The 18545-nt window shown below is 59.4% G+C and carries 14 protein-coding genes; 1 reads left to right on the top strand and 13 read right to left on the bottom strand.

What is annotated here, in order from left to right; genetic code table 11:
• Positions 1-32 precede the first annotated feature (32 nt).
• The 8 genes from HRH33_RS01800 to HRH33_RS01765 form a co-directional block, all read right to left on the bottom strand.
• Positions 33-617, bottom strand: a complete 585-nt coding sequence (locus tag HRH33_RS01800) for a hypothetical protein (protein WP_167418118.1) — start codon at positions 615-617, stop codon at positions 33-35.
• Positions 614-1186 carry an RNA polymerase sigma factor gene (locus HRH33_RS01795; protein ID WP_167418117.1) on the bottom strand — a complete coding sequence of 191 codons (573 nt, stop codon included), beginning with the start codon at positions 1184-1186 and terminating at the stop codon, positions 614-616. The genes HRH33_RS01800 and HRH33_RS01795 overlap by 4 nt, the downstream gene beginning before the upstream one ends.
• 101 nt (positions 1187-1287) lie before the next feature.
• Positions 1288-2928 (bottom strand): vWA domain-containing protein, encoded by a 1641-nt coding sequence (locus HRH33_RS01790; RefSeq protein ID WP_167418116.1) that lies wholly within the window; start codon positions 2926-2928, stop codon positions 1288-1290.
• 421 nt (positions 2929-3349) lie between these two features.
• Complete coding sequence (locus HRH33_RS01785; RefSeq protein WP_034136418.1) at positions 3350-4000, bottom strand: DUF799 domain-containing protein; 651 nt, start codon at positions 3998-4000, stop codon at positions 3350-3352.
• A complete protein-coding gene (locus tag HRH33_RS01780; protein ID WP_040265227.1) occupies positions 3997-4359 on the bottom strand; it encodes a DUF4810 domain-containing protein in 363 nt (120 codons plus the stop codon). The genes HRH33_RS01785 and HRH33_RS01780 overlap by 4 nt, the downstream gene beginning before the upstream one ends.
• A 29-nt stretch (positions 4360-4388) precedes the next feature.
• Positions 4389-5069, bottom strand: coding sequence for a CsgG/HfaB family protein (locus HRH33_RS01775; RefSeq protein ID WP_167418115.1), 681 nt, complete (start codon positions 5067-5069; stop codon positions 4389-4391).
• A gap of 139 nt (positions 5070-5208) precedes the next feature.
• Positions 5209-5436: a hypothetical protein gene (locus HRH33_RS01770; RefSeq protein ID WP_167418114.1), complete on the bottom strand. Its 228-nt coding sequence runs from the start codon at positions 5434-5436 to the stop codon at positions 5209-5211.
• Positions 5437-5505: 69 nt separating this feature from the next.
• A complete protein-coding gene (locus HRH33_RS01765; RefSeq protein WP_167418113.1) occupies positions 5506-6198 on the bottom strand; it encodes a hypothetical protein in 693 nt (230 codons plus the stop codon).
• A 252-nt stretch (positions 6199-6450) separates the two neighbouring features.
• On the opposite strand from HRH33_RS01765, the gene HRH33_RS26325 reads away from it, so the two are divergent.
• The gene (locus HRH33_RS26325) at positions 6451-6708 is read left to right on the top strand and encodes a hypothetical protein (RefSeq protein WP_167418142.1); all 258 of its coding nucleotides are present in this window, start codon (positions 6451-6453) and stop codon (positions 6706-6708) included.
• A gap of 146 nt (positions 6709-6854) precedes the next feature.
• Here the strand turns inward: HRH33_RS26325 and HRH33_RS01760 are convergent, their stop codons facing one another.
• The 5 genes from HRH33_RS01760 to HRH33_RS01735 all read right to left on the bottom strand — a co-directional run bounded on the left by HRH33_RS01760 (position 6855) and on the right by HRH33_RS01735 (position 18526).
• Positions 6855-7463 (bottom strand): hypothetical protein, encoded by a 609-nt coding sequence (locus tag HRH33_RS01760; protein WP_173603349.1) that lies wholly within the window; start codon positions 7461-7463, stop codon positions 6855-6857.
• A 280-nt stretch (positions 7464-7743) separates the two neighbouring features.
• Positions 7744-7878 carry an HNH/ENDO VII family nuclease gene (locus HRH33_RS26320; protein ID WP_243269837.1) on the bottom strand — a complete coding sequence of 45 codons (135 nt, stop codon included), beginning with the start codon at positions 7876-7878 and terminating at the stop codon, positions 7744-7746.
• 205 nt (positions 7879-8083) lie between these two features.
• Positions 8084-8377, bottom strand: a complete 294-nt coding sequence (locus tag HRH33_RS01750; RefSeq protein WP_123480125.1) for a hypothetical protein — start codon at positions 8375-8377, stop codon at positions 8084-8086.
• 482 nt (positions 8378-8859) lie between these two features.
• Positions 8860-9132 (bottom strand): hypothetical protein, encoded by a 273-nt coding sequence (locus HRH33_RS01745; RefSeq protein ID WP_123480124.1) that lies wholly within the window; start codon positions 9130-9132, stop codon positions 8860-8862.
• A 13-nt stretch (positions 9133-9145) separates the two neighbouring features.
• Positions 9146-18526: a two-partner secretion domain-containing protein gene (locus HRH33_RS01735; RefSeq protein ID WP_243269836.1), complete on the bottom strand. Its 9381-nt coding sequence runs from the start codon at positions 18524-18526 to the stop codon at positions 9146-9148.
• Between the last annotated feature and the right edge of the window lie 19 nt (positions 18527-18545).

Genomic DNA, 18545 nt, shown 5'->3' with positions numbered 1-18545 from the left:
AGAGACCTGGGGCTTTTTTCGTGAGCCTGGTTTCAGCGCGGCTGCAGCGCCTCCAATCGCGCCGGCAGATCTTCCTGGGGAAAACGCTGGTGCAGCGCCAGCAGTTTTTCATCCGCCGCTCGGGTTTGGCCTGCTGCGCGCAGGTTCACAATTTCCTGCAACCCGTCCTCCAGGCTCGGCAACCCCGGCGGCGCGCGCTTGCTCAAGGGTTTTGCCGCTGGCGCCTGGGCCAGCGAGCCGGTGATTTCGGCCTGAGCACTCTCGGCCTTGGGTGCGACAGCCATACGCGCCATCGGCGCAGGGGCGGGTGCCGGGGGTGGGGCTTGGTCGTGGAGCGCGGAGAAGGTCGCGGTGGACACTTCGGGGTGCGGCACCGGCGAGCGCATGACCACGCCGACCATGAGCGCGACGCCGGCGACGGTGGCGAACGCCATTTGCCAGCGTGGGCGTTGGCAGGCGTGCAGCCAGCGTTGCCAAAGGCTCGGTTGCGGCGCCGGGGCTTCGCGGCGGGCGGCGTTGAGGATGAAGGCATCGAGAGACGCGGGCGGCTCGCCGGTGCTGTGTCGACGCAAATGCTGGAGCAGCTCGTCGTCAGGGGTGTGTCGGGAGTCAGTCATACAGGTACCTCCTCGGCCAGCAGACGACGCAATTTCTGCTGGGCGTAGCGCAAGCGGCTTTTTACGGTTTCCAGCGGGGTCTGGGTGAGCGCGGCGATTTGCGGTACCTCAAGGTCACCATGCAGACGCAGCAGGAACACTTCACGCTGGTCTTCGGGCAAGTCTTGCAGGGCCGCGTCGAGGCGCGCCTGGTCGCGGCTCAGGCTCAATTGCTGCTCAGGGCCGGCGCTGTGGTCGGGCTGGGCGTGCAGGTGCTCGTCGTAGCTGTCGTGCAATGGGTTGTGGATGCCGTGCTTGCGCCAGTGGTCGATCAAGCGATTGCGGGCAATCTGAAACAGCCATGTGCGAAAGCTCGCCCGGCCTTGTGGCTGACTGGCGCTGCGGATCAGGCTGAGCCAGGTCTCCTGATAAATTTCCTCAGCCAGTTCGGCCTTGTTGCTCAGGGACAGGAGGAAACGATACAGACCTTGGCGATGCCGCGCGTACAAGACTTCGAACGCAGCGGCATCACCGGTCCGGTAACGGGCCAGCAACGCTTCGTCGCTGGAGGGGTCATCTGGAACAGCCATGTAGGGGGCGAACTCCTTTTGTAAAGTTAACGCGGTTCAAATGTGGGAGGGCGCTTGCTCCCGATCGCGGTCTATCAGTAACAGCAATGTGGTGTTCGAGATCAGGGCTTGAGGCTTTGGGCCAACTCCACCAGTTGCACGAACTCGTTGCGCAGGCCGAACGGGTCGTCGCCCCGCGCCGAGCGGGCCAGTGCGGCGGTGTCTTTCAACGTCATGCTGCCAGTGTAGCGGCCATCGCCCTTGAGTTGCTGGGCGAACGCAACCACTGCCGCCGCAAAGCGCAAATCGTCGCTGGCCTGGGTGGTTTGGCCAGTGATTGGCCGTTCGATCAAGCGGCTATCGCCACCTGCGGCAGGCTTGTAGCGCACGCGCAGCATGGCCAGCTCCTCGGACTGCCCCTCGGCCACAGGCGCGCCGGCATAGCGCAGCGGCTCCAGCCAACCCTTCTGCCCCTTGGGCACAATTTCGTACAGCGCGGTAACGGTATGGCCGGCGCCGATCTCACCGGCATCCACCTTGTCGTTATTGAAATCCTCACGCTTGAGGGCGCGGTTTTCGTAGCCGAGCAGGCGATATTCGCTGACCCGCGCCGGGTTGAATTCCACCTGCAATTTCACATCCCGCGCCACCACGGCGAGGGTCGAGCTGAGCTGGTCCACCAGCACCTTGCGTGCTTCGCGCAAGGTGTCGATATAGGCGTAGTTACCGTCGCCGGCGTCGGCCAGTTGCTCCATCAGGTGCTCGTTGTAGTTGTCCACGCCAAAGCCCAGGGTGGTGAGGGACACGCCGCTCTTACGCTGCTGCGCCGCCATCTGCTTGAGGCTGTCGAAGTCACTGACGCCGACGTTGAAGTCACCGTCAGTGGCCAGCAGGATGCGGTTGATGCCGTTGTCGATAAAGCCTTCGCGGGCCATCTGGTAAGCCAGTTCGATACCCGACGCCCCCGCCGTGGCACCACCGGCGGTGAGCTGGTCGATGGCGTTGCGGATCGCGGCCTTGTCGCGCCCGGACGTGGGCTTGAGCACCACACGGGAGTCGCCGGCGTAGACCACCAGCGACACGCGGTCCTGCTCGCGCAATTGATCCACCAATAACTTCAGGGTGCTTTGCACCAGCGGCAAACCTTCGCGACGGTCCATGGAGCCGGACACATCCACCAGAAATACCAGGTTGGCCGGCGCCAGCTGCGCCACGGCGCGGTCGGATGCCTTGATGCCGATACGCAGTAATTGGGTGTGCGGGTTCCAGGGCGTAGGGGCGACTTCGGTGGTCACGCCGAAGGGTGAGCCATCGGTGGGCAGTGCGTAGTGGTAGGGGAAGTAATTGACCATTTCCTCCAGTCGTACGGCGCCTTCGGGCGGCAGGCTGCCTTGATTGAGGAAGCGTCGTACGTTGGCGTAGCTGCCGGTGTCGACATCGACACTGAAAGTGGACACCGGCGTTTCAGCCACGCGGTGCACCGGGTTATCCGGCAGATTGGCGTATTGCTCACGGGGCTCGCTGCGGTAGTCCATCGTCCTCGATTCCTGCATCGCCAGGCCTGTAGACATCGGCGCGGGGATCGGCATGGGTTTGCTCAGGGCACCTTGCACAGTGTCGGCCTCAAGCCGAGAGATCGGGCCCGTGTCGGCCGGTGGCGCCACATCGTGGGAGGACGACGCCCCACACCCGGCCAGCGCCAGCGTCAGGGTAACGGCGAAGCCTTGGGCAGCAGGACGTAGCCAGAGCAGAGAGTGAGACATGGGCTGAACCTCGTGAATGAATGATCCGTTCACAAGGTCAGACGCAAGGTGCGGGGGATTCGGGTTAATACCGATTTAGAAAACATCTCAATCGGTGTGGGAAGGAGCTTGCTCCCGATGGCAGAGTGTCAGCTATTGCCTCTAGTGAGTGACACATCGCCATCGGGGGCATGGGTGTCTCCTTAAGGCTTTGGTGAGCAGGCTTGTCGAATCGTCGCGCCGTCCGCGTTGGGGGGCGACGCGGTCCCACATAAGGCTATCGCGCTCAAGCAGACAAACCTCGTCGCCAGGTTTGGGGCCGCTTCGCGCCCCAGCGCGGGGCAAGCCCGCTCACCACAGCAAGCCCGCTTACCACAGCAAGCCCGCTCACTACAGCGGGCCCGGTTCTACAGTAGCGCGATGGTTTTTCAGAGCCGGATTGTCAGTCCGTGCCGTACTTGGGATTACGCGGGCCGTACAGAATCCCCGCCCGTTGCCCCGGCGACAGCAAGCGTGCGCTGGTGATGCCGGCAATCGGGTGCGCGGCGTCGGTGGAGCTGTTGATTACCTGCTTGACCGCCGCGGTGATCAGCATGCCGATCAGGCCACCGCTGTTGTTGTTGCCTTCCTCGCTGGAGGCGCGCGCGGTGCCGGTCCACAGGGTGGTGCCGGTGCGCAGGTCCACCAGTTTGGCCGAGGCGGTCACCGCTGTATCGCTGGAGATCAGCATGTACTTGGTGCCGTACTCGGTGACGGTGATGTACAACGCCGCGTCCGCGCCGAAGATGTCATGCAGCTTGGTCGGCGGCACGGCCTGGATATCGTTGGCAGTGGTCAGGCCGTTCTGGCGGAAGGTTTCGTCCACCAGGGCAATCGGCAGCACGTAGTAGCCGGCTTCGGCCAGCGGGTACGTCACCTGCGACACCAGGCTGTAGGACGCCTGTACTTCCGGCGACTCATTAAGCGGCGGCAACACCAGGATCGACTTGGGCCGCGCTTGTTTATACGCCGTGTAATCGATGGTCTTGGGTGCCGCGCAACCGCCGAGCAAGGCCAGGGCCAGCAGGGCGCCGGTGAGTTTTAACAGGCTCATTTAGTCGCGACTCCGGTCTTGGCGTTTTTCAGCAAAAAGTCCATGTAGGCGGCGGATTCGGGGAACAGCGCCTTCTCGGTGCGAAATTCCTGCACCATCTGGTCATCCTTGCCCATGCTCAGGTACAGCATACCCAGGTGGGCGTGGTAACCCGGCGGCGCCTTGCGACCACTGGCGTTGATCTTCTGCAGGTCGCGTTCCAGCGCTTCGACCTGCGCTTCCTTGGGCTCGCCCTTGAAGTATTCGTAGACCTGCGGCTGGTAGCTTTCCCATTGATACAGGGGCTGGGGCGCCGTCTGGCACCCGGCGACCGTTGCGATTGCTGTCAGCATCAGCGCTGACTTAACTGCCTTGCTCATCCGTGTACTGCTCCTTGAGGTGCTGCTGATCAGTTGCGCGGGTTCCAGGCACCGGCGTTGATACCGTCGACCAGGCGATTGATCGCTTCGCGCATGGCCAGGTCCAGGACCTTGCCATTGAGGGTGGAGTCGTAGCTGGCGGTGCCGCCGAAGCCGACCACTTCACGGTTGGACAGCGCGTACTCACCGGCGCCCTGGGTGGAATACACCACTTCGGAGGTGTTGATGTTGACGATATTCAACGCGACTTTGGCGTAGGCCACTTGGGTCTTGCCACGGCCGAGGATGCCGAACAGCTGGCGGTCGCCGGTTTCTTTGCGGCCGAACTCGGTCACATCGCCGGTCACCACATAGTCCGCGCCCTTGAGCTTCTGCACGGTGCCTTTGATTTTGGCTTCCTGGGAAATTTCGCCCATGTTGTCGCGGTCCAGCACGCTGAAGCGGTTGGTCTGCTGCAAGTGGGTGATCAGGATGGTCTTGGCCTGGCCGCCGAGGCGGTCGACGCCATCGGAGAAGATGCCGCGCATATAGCTGGAGCGGTTGTCGAATTTGCCCACGGCAATCGGCACGCGCACGCCGGAGTAGGCGACGTTGGCGCTGGCGACTTGTTCCACCGGCATCGCGCGGTTGCTTTCGGTGGCGCAACCGGCCACGGTCAGCAGCGCTGCGGCGGTGAGGCCGGACAGGAGGATTTTGGACAGTGTCTTCACAGGGTGCTCCTTGGGTGAGGAAAACAGCGTTGCCGGGTTTTCCAAGGAGTCAGGCAGCCTGAAAGCGCGCTGGCCTGAGTTCTTCCCTGAAAGACGGTGATGCAACGGCTGCGGCATTTTACGGGGTTGAGAGCGGTTCTCAAGTTGTTTCGGCCATATGACTGCCGACCGCAATACTCAAAGCAACAAAGCTCAAATGTGGGAACTGGCTTGCCTGCGAAAGCACCAGTACAGCAACAAATACATTGCCTTCACAAGCAAGCCCTAACGCCACGCCTACTGTAGGAGCGAGCTGGCTCGCGAAAAACGTCAACGATAACGCGTGCTTCCTGAATAAACGCAGCGCCTGTGAGTTTTTCGCGAGCAAGCTCGCTCCTACAAAAATCTTTAACTGACTGGCATTAGCCCACCAACAGCACCCAGCCTTCGCACAGCCCTACTTGAGCTCTTTCACCAGATACTGCGCAGAAATCTGCGTAATCCCCGTCAACGCCCGGCGTAAGGCTTCAGGGTCAGTGCGGTAGGTCAACGGTGTATAGCCATAGACATTCTGACCATTGAACGGCGTGACCGCTTCAAAGGTGCGCCAAATCATCTCATCGCCGCGATCCATCTGCGCTAACACGTTAAGGGTCGGATAAATCACACTGCTGAAACCCTGGGTCAAGCGAAAGCCCCACTCGGACACGGTCAGCTGAATCTGCGCATCGGCGGGCTCATCGTCGCCGACCACCTTGAGCGTCGAAGTCTTACCCAACTCATCGACAAAGCCCTGCTTGAGCAACACGCCTACATCGAGTTTTTCCGCCTCCATCACCGTCAGGATGGCCACCGGCGTCGGCATCTCGGCCAACTGCCCAAGCTTCATACCGCCGGCAAACCCGGCGCCACTCAACGCCGCAGTACCCACCTTGGACGCCCCGCTGGCCATGCCAACACCGGCACCAACCCCGGCCCCCAGGGCCGCGCCCCAGGCCTGTTCGCGGCCGAAGTACACCATGTTCTTTTCCCACTTCACGGGCAGGACTTTGACGGTCTTGATCTGAGCGCGGTTTTCGGGGGTGAGGGGGTGGCTGACGCAACCGCCGAGGATGAGGGTGGTGAAGAGAATGAGGAGGAGGTTTTTCACATTGGTCCTTTAATGTTTGGGGTGAAGCTTTCAGATTTGCATAGTCGTAGTGCGTTTGTTCGTGAGCAGTATGTCGGCAATGGCTGGCAAGACGTTAGTAGCTGCGTACACGCTCCGAAGCGGCGGCATTTTGATGCCTTGCGCGGGCTTGGTGGTGCGGCTTATAGTCCGGCCGTCACTCAGAAGGTGACCGGGTTTGGCGACCCGAAGAACGAGCCCTCAATAATCCAGAGAGCTTAATGAAATCGATACATTCCCCTAACCGGCCACGACTGCACCGTCCCAGCCCTGGTCATCGACACCCAGGCACCTCTCGACGTCCTTCACGATGCCGCCGCGCATCGCATTCGGGCCATCACCCAACTGCTGGAAAATCTGGCCTTCCGCGAACAACTCAGCAGCGATGCCGTAGTACTTTCAGACTTCGCCCACTTGCTGGCCATTCCGCTGCGCGATGGGTGCGATTTGCTGGATGTCATCAGTCGCAGGCTTAACGCCGATCTGTCCTGAGTGAAAATAGGGCGGCCGTAGTGTCGCCCGCTTTGTGCGTGAGTAGTACAACCAAATAAATCAACTAGATAAATCCGCCCCCCCTTTACTCACGCTTAAATAACAAGCATTTCAACTGAATAAATCCGCCTATTTTCTAGTTTGAACTACTGACCACATGGATTGACCAGCTGCAATATTTCCGGATGGCTCGTATATACGATGCCGGGATAGCGCGAGACATAAATTGCCTCGCTGGTCCGCCCGGTGGCTGTCACAAAATTACCCTCTGGCCCCACGTATGCTTTTTTCCCTTGCGGCACCATGACATCGAGCATGAGCTTTTTTTTCTTCATATCCGGTTTACTATGCGCATCCATTGGCCAAATCTGCAGCGCATAATCTTTGGTGAATAAATAGAAATTCGGTGACGTATCTCTGGACTCGTAGAGGTGAGCACACATGACGTCACTGACCAACACTTCTAAATCGGGCTTATAGTGCTGACTGCTATAACTGGCAAATATCAGCTTTGTTCGCGTCTGTACCGCAAGTGCATCCTGTGGACGACACGGCGCCATGTCACCATAAGGATAGGAGCACCAACTTACCTGACTCATTATGACAATATCCTCAGCCTTTATGGAAAGGTCCTTCTGGATAGCAATCTGGTCTTCGGGCTTTTCGTAGGGAATTCCTGCGCAGCCTGTTAATAGAGTGAGCTTGAACAGGATGACTAGGTAAAGACCTTTTCGGTATACGTTCCAATACTTCATTGTCGAATTTCCTTTTCTATTGTCATGACTTTCCTGCCGCTGCTAAATGGATAAACTTGAATCAGGAAAAATAGGGGTCAGACCACCAATATACATTGATGCATTAATCGCGGTCTGCCCCCTATTTTCATTCTTTTAAGATTCACACCCAATAGGTGCGAGGTCGTTCGAATAATACCCGAACAGCAGCCCGATGTGGCCCCACACAAAAAACCGCCCTCCAATCAGGGCATAAACCAGAAAGCAAAAAACACTTTCAGATGAGGGTACTTCCCAGTGTTCATAGGTTGATCACAGAACCAACTTCTGCAAGTGAACCACGAGTACCAGCGAACCCATTAACTTCAGTTTGCGAGAGGTGATGTAACTCGACTGATTTCCCATCATACCCAATTGGTGCTCGACCCGAGGCCATCCTCTCAAGGTTTGAGTCTTGAACAGTTTTACCTCGTACTCTCCAGGTCGATAGGGCCTCTGGATCAAAGAGGTCGTTACGTTGATAGACAGTCCTATCTAAAACTGTTGTTTTATTCCAAAAAGCACCAGCTTTAGGCATTGTACTTGCAACATCACTACCCGCCGTCGTGCCCGTACCAGCAGAACCCGTCCCTTTTGGACCATCAGCCTTTTAAGCGTTCTAAGAACTCGACCATCGCCTGTGGATCACGCTCCACAAGCTCTTCAATCAAATCTTCCGCTGCCCAATGCAGAATCATGTCCCCTCCCCCCCCATCCTTGCAGAGGATGAGATCAGCTGACAAAGAAGAGTCAACAACATTGACTTCTCTATCACTGAGTGCCCTCAAACCGCCATAACCATCATAAGGAATGACCCAGTAAAAGCGCTCGTTCTCTATCCAGTAAATCCCAAACACCTGCACGGGCTCTTCTCGCCCAATTTCTCGAATAATCATTCCACATCACTCAATAGTCCTACCGGGCTGCAGCACAGGGGGGCAGCTGCTGCGGCGTGGTAATTTTCATATCGTATGCTTTACCGGTTGCGGAGTTGTATTGATAGTGGAGGGTTATATTTTCTCCGCTAGGCAGACGGTGACTTACTTCCATTTTTTTCCGTCCCTTACTCCGCGGAAGGTCTTTATCACCAGCTAGTTTTGATCACGACCGGCTGAGGGATTTTCTATCACCCTGTTCCACAAAGTCTCTCGCTCAGATCTCTTGGCACCGTTGACTGATAGCTCTTTGCTGTTGAATGCGTTGCGTAGTCTGGAAGACCAGCAGAAAATTCATCGGCAGCATTTTCTCGACCATAATAATCTCTATTTACTCTAGACCTTTCAGTAATAGCATTCGGGCTATATGGATCATCCACAATAGTAGGTTTACCGCCACTGAAACCACCAGAACCGCCACCTTTTGCACCGTCAAGAAAGCTCTAAGAGTTCAACGGATCCCAAAGCACTCTCTTTACATACGCTATTGATTCCTCTTCAGTATCGAAGTCTTGGACTTCATAATCATCATTCAAAAGCATTTCTCTCCAACGCACACTCTTATCTTCGAACGCTGCAGCCAACTCAGCTTTCATCTCATCCAGCTTTCCACTTGATATCAAGCCTCTTAGGTATATATTTTTAGCAGCTTCCTCCTGAAAACCAAAGTCTGCAGAAAATATAGTCTTTAGCATATAGCGAATATTTTCATACATTATAAGATCCCCTCTATTTTGGCAACGGCGCTGGAAAAATAGTGATAGTCTCCCAAACATTTTTGCCAGGATTAAATTGATAAACACCTTCTACGCTGCGTAAGTTGCTTACTTTAGCAGGAGCGCCTAAAACTTCTAAATTTTTAGCTGTATTACCGCTTGACCAAATCCTCTTAAACCCTCTACCAAGGTCAGCCCCGACATCACCAACATCATCAGCCGTGACTCTAACTGTATCGCTGCCAGGATTACGAGCAATCGCTTTTTGCAAAGCGTTGTTTCGGACGAACTGATCAGCTTGAACCAACAAATCGTCAGAATGGAAGGCGGAGGACAATGGCGGAACCGATGGACCTATAGCGCCGTCCGGTTTTACACCAGTCTTTGCCCTGACCATCAGGTCTCCGTCAGTAACGTTACCACCGTGAACATCCAGTGAATGTGCGTTCGGATGACTTGTGAGCAACTCAAGTTTTTGTTGATCAATTTCACTTGAGGTATTTTTTGGGCCGTCGAAATTTGCATCCTTAGCTGCAATTTTACCTGTCCCCACAACTCCTGCGTCTCCAGGAACCAAACCCGACGTACTACCTTTTGCACCAAAATACCCCTCCGGCAACACACACGGCCCGGTATTGTGCACCCACGTCTTCAAATCCCCAACGTAGAACGTGTGCCCCACGTCCACCGTCAGGTTGAAGGTCTGGCCCACCGGCAAGTAAAGCTCCAGCGACTCCACTTCAGAGGACGTGTTGTCCGTATCGCCATCGGCCAGGGATTGAAGTTGATCTCCCGGTTTAAGATCGATAACCGGGATGAAGTCGCGCTTGGCCGGAACATAGAACGGGTGACCCGGCGTGACCAGCAGGGTTTCGCCTTCTGCTTTACCGTCTGCCCGAACACTTTTCAGCTTGAGGCGGTAAATCGGCTGGTCGGAGCGCTGATGAGTGGCGAGAATCGTAGCGGCGAAGGGTTTGCCGCCTTTTTCCGGTTTGCTCCAGACCACGTCGCCGACTTTGAGCGATTCGATGGCGCGGTCGCCGTTCGGGGTTGAGACTTTAGTGCCGGCAGCGAAGCAGCAGGGCTCTTTGTATTTTGTCAACACGACTTCATTGCTTCTGGCAGCAAGTAAGTCATCGGCTCTGACGTAGCTGCCTACATCACCAGTGAGGGCAGTCGGTTGATAGGCGCCGACGGATGTGGTCGGTGTACGAGTGCCCGTGCGCTCAAACTGTAACGTGGTGTCAAAGCTATTGGGGCTAAGGCCGTAGGTTGGGATGTCATCCGCCAATCGGGCCGTCATCCCCGCACCGGCTTCGCTTCTCGCCACCAGGGTGCTGTCAGCCCTGACAAGCGCTGAGGCTTCGCCGGCCTTGGAAATCTGCCCAAACCTGCCAGCAGTAGACCCTGGGGCGACCATGGTCGCAGCGTCAGTGACTAACTCTGAAACTTGCGCGGCTGACTCATAGCTGTTGCCTTGCAGGTCTGAAACGAATGCCCGCCCCGTTTGCCGGGTGGTCATTTGACCAACCGGGTTTAGAGACGGATCAGCAACCGGTCCTAGAAAGTCGTTGGCGACGCCCAGTGCGTTTCCGCCCAAAAGTTCACTACCGACTTTGGCTGTGGAAGTGACTAACCCCCACGCACTGCGCCCTACGCCTGCCACTCCGCCTTTGAAGCTTTCCAGGTAGTCCGTCGGCTTATCGCTGTAGTTCAAGTTGGATTTATAGAAATCCACTGTTCCTTGGCTGTTGTGGCCTTCAGGGTCGCCTAGGTAGTCGATATTTCTAGTGCCGTCTTTGTAGGCAGACGGGCGCGTGTCCTTGAAATCAAGAATCAAAGCCGCCGTCTCATTGCCACTGTATCCACGCTGGCTTCCGTCTGCGGACGCATCGGATCGAGCGTAGTTATCCGCAATTGGGGCCAGAGCCACACCTAAGTTCTGCAAGGTTGCTATATCGATCTTGCTTGCATCTTCAGGCGGGATTGACTTGCTCCAGTCTTCATCGGTGTAGTAAGTCAGCGCAACCGCCATGCGCCGCTCAGCCTCCTGCGGACTGATGTTTTGGTCCGCCGCCATTTTTGGCGCTTGCTCTTTGATCAGCTCAGCGGCTCGTGGGTGCAATTGCTCGTTGTAACGTTCAACGTTCCCCGCCACCCAGGCAGCGTCATTCGGGTTGCCGTTGACCAAGGACCCGGCCGCAATACCGATGATTTGAGCGGTTGCGACTTTGAATTGATCATCCTTTGCGAAACGTTCATCCAGATATTTACCCAAGTTCTCGGTCGCAATCGCTGTCAGCCCTTCAGCCGCGCCAGCGGCAATTGCGCCGGTCTTGAAGTCACCGCCTCGAGCCGCTGAAAGTGCGCCACCCAGGAGGGCGTGCATCAAGACCTTTTCCGCCGAGCCGGGGCTCAGGTCAAGATCATTCGCCAAGTTACCAAGACCTTTGTTGCCGGCTGCTGCGGCCAAGTCGAAGCCTTGCGATACCAAGGCCGAGCCCAGGTTGTCTTTCAAACTGCCACCGTTGATGGCGGTGGAAATACTGCTTTCGATGACCGCATGGGTACCGCCGCGCAGTACTGCATCCTGCGCTTTCTGCCAGCTCAACCATTCGCTGGAGTAGCCTGGGTTCTGCACCGGCCCCGCCGTAGTGACTTTCGCGCCCGCACCGTCAACCGGGCTTGCGCCCTTAAACCAATTACTGTCTGCGTAGTTCAACGCCCCGGTTGCCAGACCGGCAATGGCCGCGTTCTTCAGACTGCTGCTGCTGAAGGTGTCCTTGAGTGCAAGGCCGATGTTGCCTTTATTGTTGATCGTGCTCACAGCACCGGTACTGGCCAGCGAGGTCAACGCGGCGGTGGCCATCATGTTGCCCAGCCCCGCACTTGTGGCTGCAACCGCTGCCGACGTACTGGTCGCCGCAACCGCAGCAGTGCCGGCGGCCATGGTTGAACCGGCCGATGCACCTGCGCCCACCAATGCGCTAGCACCACCTGCCGTCACAATGGTGACGATAATGATGACCGCCAACATGGCGCCCTGGCCCATGCCCGAGTTGCTGTACTTGAAGGAGTCATGCAACTCTTTTACCTGGCGCCAATCCACGTCGCCGCGCTTCTCGGCATCTTTGAGCCAGGCCAATTGCGGGTCGGCCTTGACCATGGTGTCGATGGTCTGGCTGACGGTTTGCTGGTCGACTTGTTTGATGTCGATCTTTAGGCCGTTAACGGCTTCGATGACGGTCTGCCCCTTGGCAACCAGTTCACTCTGACGCAAGGTTTCATCGGTCTTGCCTTTGCCCTTCATCGAGAACCAAGCCATGTTGCTCTTGCTCTTGGTATGGCTCTCGTCGTGATAGTCCTTTACGCCTTCAAACGTCACGGCGCCGCCGCTTTTCAGGATAAGGTCGTTGCCGCTGTTGAGCTTGGCGACCTGGTACAGCTGGTCGCCATTGCTAACCAAAGTCAGGTTGCCTGCGGTTTTGATCTCAGTGCCGACGTTGGTGGTCTGGGTAACTTCATCACGCTTGGCTTTTTTGGCGCCCCAGCCGCCGTTCTCGTTCATGTCATACAGGGTATGCGTACTGTTCTGCGCCGCCAACAAACTCAACTTATCCCCGCTATACAGATAAGCCTCATTTCCCGCGCTGATCCTGCTCGCCACGATCGTGGTGTCACGCCCGGCCTGGCTGACAAAATCCCCACCCGCCGTCAGCACGCTCGCCACTTGGGTGGTCTGCTCGTCCGCGGTCTTGATGCGTTTCTTGCCGTGCTTTTCCTTGCCGTCGACGTTGTGCATGTCGCTGACGGAGGCGATGTTGAGGTCACGGCCGGCGGCGATGTTGAGGTCTTTGCCGGCGGTGGCGGTGCTGCCGATGATGTTGACGTCTTGCCCGGCTTGCATGTTGATGCTGCCGCCCGCCGTGACGCTGGCGGCGAGGTTTTTGACGTCGGTGGTGATGCTGGATTTCTCGCCGCCGTCGCGGATCTCGTGCTTGACGCTGGTGTCGCTGGCGGCGATGAGGTTGAGGTCGCGGCCGGCGGTGAGGTTGGCGTCGTTGCCCGCTACCAGCGCGCCTCGGTTGGTGAGGTCGCGGCCAGCGTCCATGGCCAGGTTTTCGCGGGCGACGATGGTGCCGCCGCTGCCGTCGGTGAGGGTGCGCATGCCGACGCCGTCACGCACTTGGATAGCAGTGGTGTCGTTGGTGATGTCGCCTCGGAGGGCGGTGAGGCTGACTTGCTTGCCGCGAATCTCACCGGCCATGGCGTTGCGGATGCTGTCTTGGGCCAGCAACGCCAGGTTGTTGCCGGCTTCGATCAGGCCGCCGTTGTAGAGGCTGCCACCAGCCGCAGCGGAGAGGTTGTTGCTGGCGCGCAGGGTGCCGACGTTGATCAGGTCACCGCCGGTGACCAGGTTGAGGTCGCGGCCCTGGATCAGGCTGTTGCCGCGTACGTTGCGCGACTCGGCCTGGGCCAGGTAGAGCACGGGCACCAGGACGGTCTGGCCGTCGACCACGCGGTTTTCCATCCACACGATGTCGTGGGTCAGGGCGCCGACTTGCTGGCTGGTGAGGGTGACACCCAGGCTCAGGCGCAGCGCATCTTTGCTGGCCAACGCGTTGTCCATCAGGTAGCGGAACTGGTCGGCGTCGCTGTACAGGCCGCCGGCGAGGAAGCGTTGGCCGGTTTGGGCGAGCACGGCGTCGCGGATCAGTCGGGTTTCGTATTGGCCATCGCCGAGGCGGCGCCAGGCGTTGTCTGAGCTGAAGCCGAGTTTGCCGAGCATGTAGTCGGAGCTGAAGAAGCCCGTGAGGGAGGCGAACTCGGGGTTGGTCTCGATCAGGTAATGGCTGGTCGGGTCAGGATTTTTAACGAACAGGCCGTACTCGCCCTTGGGCAGTTGGAAGTTGGGCGAGGTGGTCGGGTCGACCGGGGCGAAGGCGGTGCCGGTGTAGTCCACGGGCACGAAGCCGCCGCCGGGGGCCGCGCCTGCTACGGGCAGGATGCTGCCGGCGGCCTTGGCGCTCGGGTCGTTGGCGTGTTTGCTCAGGTTGATGTTGATGCCACCGACGGGGATGCCGGTCTGGTCGTCGCCGAGGGTGCCGGTCAACTGGGCCAGGGTGTTGTTGTGCAGCGTGCCGTTTTGCAGGGTGCGGGCGACGTTGAGGTTGACCGTGCCGCCGGCTTGCAGGGTGGCGTCGTAGCCGGGGCCACTGTTGTTGGTCCAGGTGGTGACGTCGCTTATGTGCTCGAAAGGATAGCTATTGGGTGAGCGGTTTTTCAGCTCTTCAAAGCGCGCCTTATCGAAATGCCCAGCCGCCGTGGCCGCATTGAAAGCGGGAACGTCGACCCATTGCATGCGTTCAAATAAATCGTCGGAGACACGTCCTGGCGTGGTGACGACAATCTTGCGCTGCCCTGTGCGCGTGGCGGCACCCTGGTTAAGCAGGTCACCGGCGGCAATACTCAGGTCGCCATTGGCAGCCATCAGGCTGTAGCGATTCTGCACATTGTCGCCTTGCAGCAGCATGTTTTTGCCAGCTACCAGGCGCGCCGCTGCCGAATCCTTGGTCGCCGCCTCAAGGTAGGTCTCGTAGATGGTGATGATGCCTTTTTCCCACCAATCTTTTTCGCCGCAGTGCTGGCCACAGATCCAACTCAAGCTGCCGGTGGTCAGCGTCTGCCCGAGTTCGAATTCATCTTTGGCGTTTTCGATAAAGCCCGCATTGATACCGATCGAGCCTTCGCTTTCCACGGTGCCGGAACGGTTACTGAACAGCGCGGCACGCCCGCCATCGCGCGCGGCGAAGCTCAAGTCGCCTTTGCTGTAGACGTCGCCATGAAGGTTGCTGAAACCATTGGCGCGCAGAGTCAGGTTGCCACCGCTGAACAGCAGCGAATCGGCCGCGTTGGTGATGCCATTGACCGCAGTGAGATTTACCGCACCCTGGGCGCCGAGGGTGCCGCGGTTATTGATCTGCGCCGCGGCGATATCCAGTTGCTGACGCGCAGTGAGGAAACCGAGGTTGTCCAGGGTGCCGCCCAGTGTCAGGCGGGTATTGTTGGCCGCCAGGCGGCCGCCGTTCTGGCTGAGGTTGTTCGCCGCCACGGTGAGTGTCTGCAGGGCCGACACGCGACCGCTGTTGCTCATGTCGCCAGTGGTGATGCTCAGGTCACCGTCGCTGAGCAGTTCGCCGCCGTTGTCCAGGCTTGCCACATTGAGGACCAGGCCCTTACCGCTGGCCATGCGGTCGCCGGCCTTGAGGGCCAGGCCTTGAGCACTTTTGTAGGTAAGCACTTCGTTGAGTTGCAGGCGACCGAGCCCGTCGACTTTGCCGAACGCCCAGTCGGCGGTACCCATGCCGTTGATAGTGCCCTGGCTGCCGTTGAGGCTGGCGGTGTTGATGCGAAACAGGCCGCTGCCGGCGTGCTGCAACAGGCCGGCCTGGTTATTCAGGCTGGTGGCGTCGAGGCTGAAGGCCGTGCTGCCGAATTCGAGGGTGCCGCCCTGGTTGTTCACCGCGCCGCTGAGGTTGAGGCTGCTGCTGGCACCGCCAAGCGCGCGCAGTTGACCGTTGGCGCTGTTGTCCAGGTTGCCACCGTTGAGGCTCAGCCCCTGGTTGGCTTCGATCAGGCCGCCCTGGTTGGTGAGGGTGTCGCGTGAGGTCAGGTTGAGTAGGTTGCCGCTGACCTGGCCGCCCTCGCTGTTGTCGAGGGTGGCGCCGCTGACGGTCAGCTGTTCTTTGCCGAACAGTTTGCCGCCACGGTTGGCCAGCGCTTCGACGGTCAGTTGCAGGTTGCCGACCAGGCTCGCCATCAGGCCACCGCTGCCGTTGTCGACCTTGTCGGCGGTGACGGTCAGGCTGTCACCTTGCACCGTGCCGCCCTGGTTATCCAGGCTGGTGGTGTGCAACTCGGTGAGGGCGCCGCCGCTGAGGATCAGGCCCTTGCGGTTGCTCACATCCTGGCCGCTGAAGCTCAAGCCCCCGGCGCCGGCCAGCAGTTGGCCGTCGTCGTTGTTATTCAGGTGCTGGGCGGTGATGTCCAGGCGCTTGCCACGCAGGGTGCCGCCGCTGTTGTCGAGGGTAGTGAGTTGCTTGACCAACACACTGCGCTCGCCCGCGTCGATCTGGCCGCCAACGTTGGTCAACAGGTCGCTGACGTTGAGCACCACGTCGCCGCCATCGCTGACCAACGCGCCTTTGTTGCTGTTGGTGAAGCGCTGCGCCGTCACATCGACAGTTTGGCCGAGCAGGATGCCGGCACTGTTGTCGAAACGCTCGCCGCGCAGTTGCAGCAGGCCTTCGCTCTGGATGCGGCCCTGGGCGTTGAGCAATTGGCCCGGGCCTTTGAGCAGCAGGCTTACGCCCTGGGCGCCACCGGCGAGCAAGCCGGCGCTGCGGTTGTCGAGGCCGGAGGCGCGTACGTCGAGTTGGTCACCCAATACGCGTCCGGCGCGGTTATCGATATCGCCACCGGCGACGTCGAGCAGCAATTGTTTGCCGACGATCACGCCGCTCTGGTTATCCAGGTTTGCGGTGTGCAGTTCGATATTGCCCTGCCCGGCCTGCACGCGGCCCTGGGCGTTATTGAGCTGTTGCGCGGCGGTGAGGGTCAGCTTGCCGGTGTCGGCGCTCAATACGCCGCCGGCATTGCTGCCGAGGGTGCCGGCGTTGACGGTCAGGTCGGTGCTGGCCTGGGCGAAACCCTGGGCGTTGTTGAAGCCGTTGCTGACGATGAGGTTGAGCGCGCCGCCGTCGGCCTGGATCAGGCCCTTGAGGCTGTTGTCGAGCTCGGTGGCATTGACGGTGGCGGTCTTGGCCACCAGCACGCCGTTCTGGTTATTGAGCTTGCCGGCGTTGAGCGTCAGCTCGTCGGCGATGATTTGCCCGCCGCTGTTGTTCAGGTCGGCACTGGTGAGTACCAGGCTGCCGCCGGCCATCTCGATACGGCCCTGGTTGTTCAGGGAAGCGCTGTTGAGCGTGGCGGCCTGGCCTTCACCGAAGCGAATCAGACCACCGAGGTTGACGATGGCCGGCGAGTTGATCACCAGGCTCTGTTCGCCGAACAGGCGCGCGGTGGCGCCCTGGTTGGTCAGTTTGGCGCTGCTGACGTCGACGGTCTTGGCCTGGATGATCGCGCCCTGGTTGGTCAGCGCTTGCGCGGCGGTGATCGCCAGGGCGCGGCTGGCCAGCAGGTTGCCGGAGGTGGTGACGGTTTGCGCGTTGACCACCAGATCGCCGGTGGTGTTGCGGCTGTTGTCGGAGGCGACGCCGGCTTCGACGATGCCGGGGTTGGTGACGGTCGCGGCGTTGAGTTCAATGCGCTGGCCGGCCGCCACGCTCTTCTGGTTGACCAGGGCCTGGGCGCTGGTGATCTGCACGTTGCCGGTGGCGTAGACCTTATCGGTAAGGTCGACGTTCTGCGCAGTGACCTTGATGTTGCCGGCGGTGGCCGCCTGGGCCATGCTCAGGCGCCCGTTGGCATCCAGCTGAATATCCCCACCACTGGCCGCCAGCGTGCCGTCGAGCTTTACGCCCACACCCGCCTCGGTGCCCACCAGCTTGATCGCGCCGGCGTACATGCCGCCCAACGCGCTGGAGTCGATCGCCAGTTCGGGCTTGGCGCTGCCGTCGTCGGCGCGCGGTGTGGTTTTCAGGCTTTGGGCGTCCACATCGTTGCGCCCGGCGATTACGTTCAGTTCGCGCGCGTTGATCTGCGCGTTGATCTTGGCCGAGCGGGTGATGATGTCGAAGCGGTCGACGTTGCTGGCATTCAAGCCTTCGCCGTCGATGGTCACGGCGCCGCCGTCGACCTGGTAGCGCTGCAGTTGGCCGTTCGCGTCAAGTACCGGTTTGCCGGTGGTGAGGGTGACGTTCGGCGTGTTGATAAAGCCGCAGCCGCTGCAGGTGACGCCGTACGGGTTGGCGACGATGACTTTGGCCGACTGCCCCGCCACTTCGGTGTAGCCGCGCAGTTGGCTGGGGTTGCTGCCGGTGACTTCGTTGAGGATGACGCTGGCCGCGCCGCCCTTGAGGTTGGGGTTGCCGACGATGTAGCCGCCCAACTGGGTGTTGGTCACCGCGCCGCTGGCATTGTTGAGGATCACGCCGTTGGGGCCGACGTTGTAATCCTTGAACTGGTTATGGGACAAGCCGGCGCCGTTGGGCGTGGCGATGTTCACCACGGGCACGCCATTGCCCGCCGCGCCAACAGTGGTGCCCGGCGCGCTGACCACAATGCCTTCGGCCTGGGCCAGTAGCGGCTGCCAGAACAGCGCGTTGGCCAGGATCAACGCCAGCCCGCGCTTGGGCAGGCCGAAGAACGCGTCACGCGGCTTCAAAGCGGCGGAAGGTTGGCGGGCCAGGAAGGCAAATTGGCGAACATCCATTGTCAGATTCTCATTGCGG

Source organism: Pseudomonas rhodesiae, from assembly GCF_013285305.1.
Lineage (GTDB): Bacteria > Pseudomonadota > Gammaproteobacteria > Pseudomonadales > Pseudomonadaceae > Aquipseudomonas > Aquipseudomonas rhodesiae.
Note: the sequence above shows the minus strand (reverse complement) of the source record. Positions and strands in the feature narration are given on the sequence as shown.

What these genes read in the sequence shown, in the direction of transcription:
- HRH33_RS01750 (WP_123480125.1), bottom strand. Translation starts at nt 8,377, where the DNA reads ATGATTATTCGAGAAATTGGGCGAGAAGAGCCCGTGCAGGTGTTTGGG.
- HRH33_RS01795 (WP_167418117.1), bottom strand. Translation starts at nt 1,186, where the DNA reads ATGGCTGTTCCAGATGACCCCTCCAGCGACGAAGCGTTGCTGGCCCGT.
- HRH33_RS26320 (WP_243269837.1), bottom strand. Translation starts at nt 7,878, where the DNA reads ATGGCCTCGGGTCGAGCACCAATTGGGTATGATGGGAAATCAGTCGAG.
- HRH33_RS01780 (WP_040265227.1), bottom strand. Translation starts at nt 4,359, where the DNA reads ATGAGCAAGGCAGTTAAGTCAGCGCTGATGCTGACAGCAATCGCAACG.
- HRH33_RS01760 (WP_173603349.1), bottom strand. Translation starts at nt 7,463, where the DNA reads ATGAAGTATTGGAACGTATACCGAAAAGGTCTTTACCTAGTCATCCTG.
- HRH33_RS01785 (WP_034136418.1), bottom strand. Translation starts at nt 4,000, where the DNA reads ATGAGCCTGTTAAAACTCACCGGCGCCCTGCTGGCCCTGGCCTTGCTC.
- HRH33_RS01790 (WP_167418116.1), bottom strand. Translation starts at nt 2,928, where the DNA reads ATGTCTCACTCTCTGCTCTGGCTACGTCCTGCTGCCCAAGGCTTCGCC.
- HRH33_RS01735 (WP_243269836.1), bottom strand. Translation starts at nt 18,526, where the DNA reads ATGGATGTTCGCCAATTTGCCTTCCTGGCCCGCCAACCTTCCGCCGCT.
- HRH33_RS01800 (WP_167418118.1), bottom strand. Translation starts at nt 617, where the DNA reads ATGACTGACTCCCGACACACCCCTGACGACGAGCTGCTCCAGCATTTG.
- HRH33_RS01745 (WP_123480124.1), bottom strand. Translation starts at nt 9,132, where the DNA reads ATGTATGAAAATATTCGCTATATGCTAAAGACTATATTTTCTGCAGAC.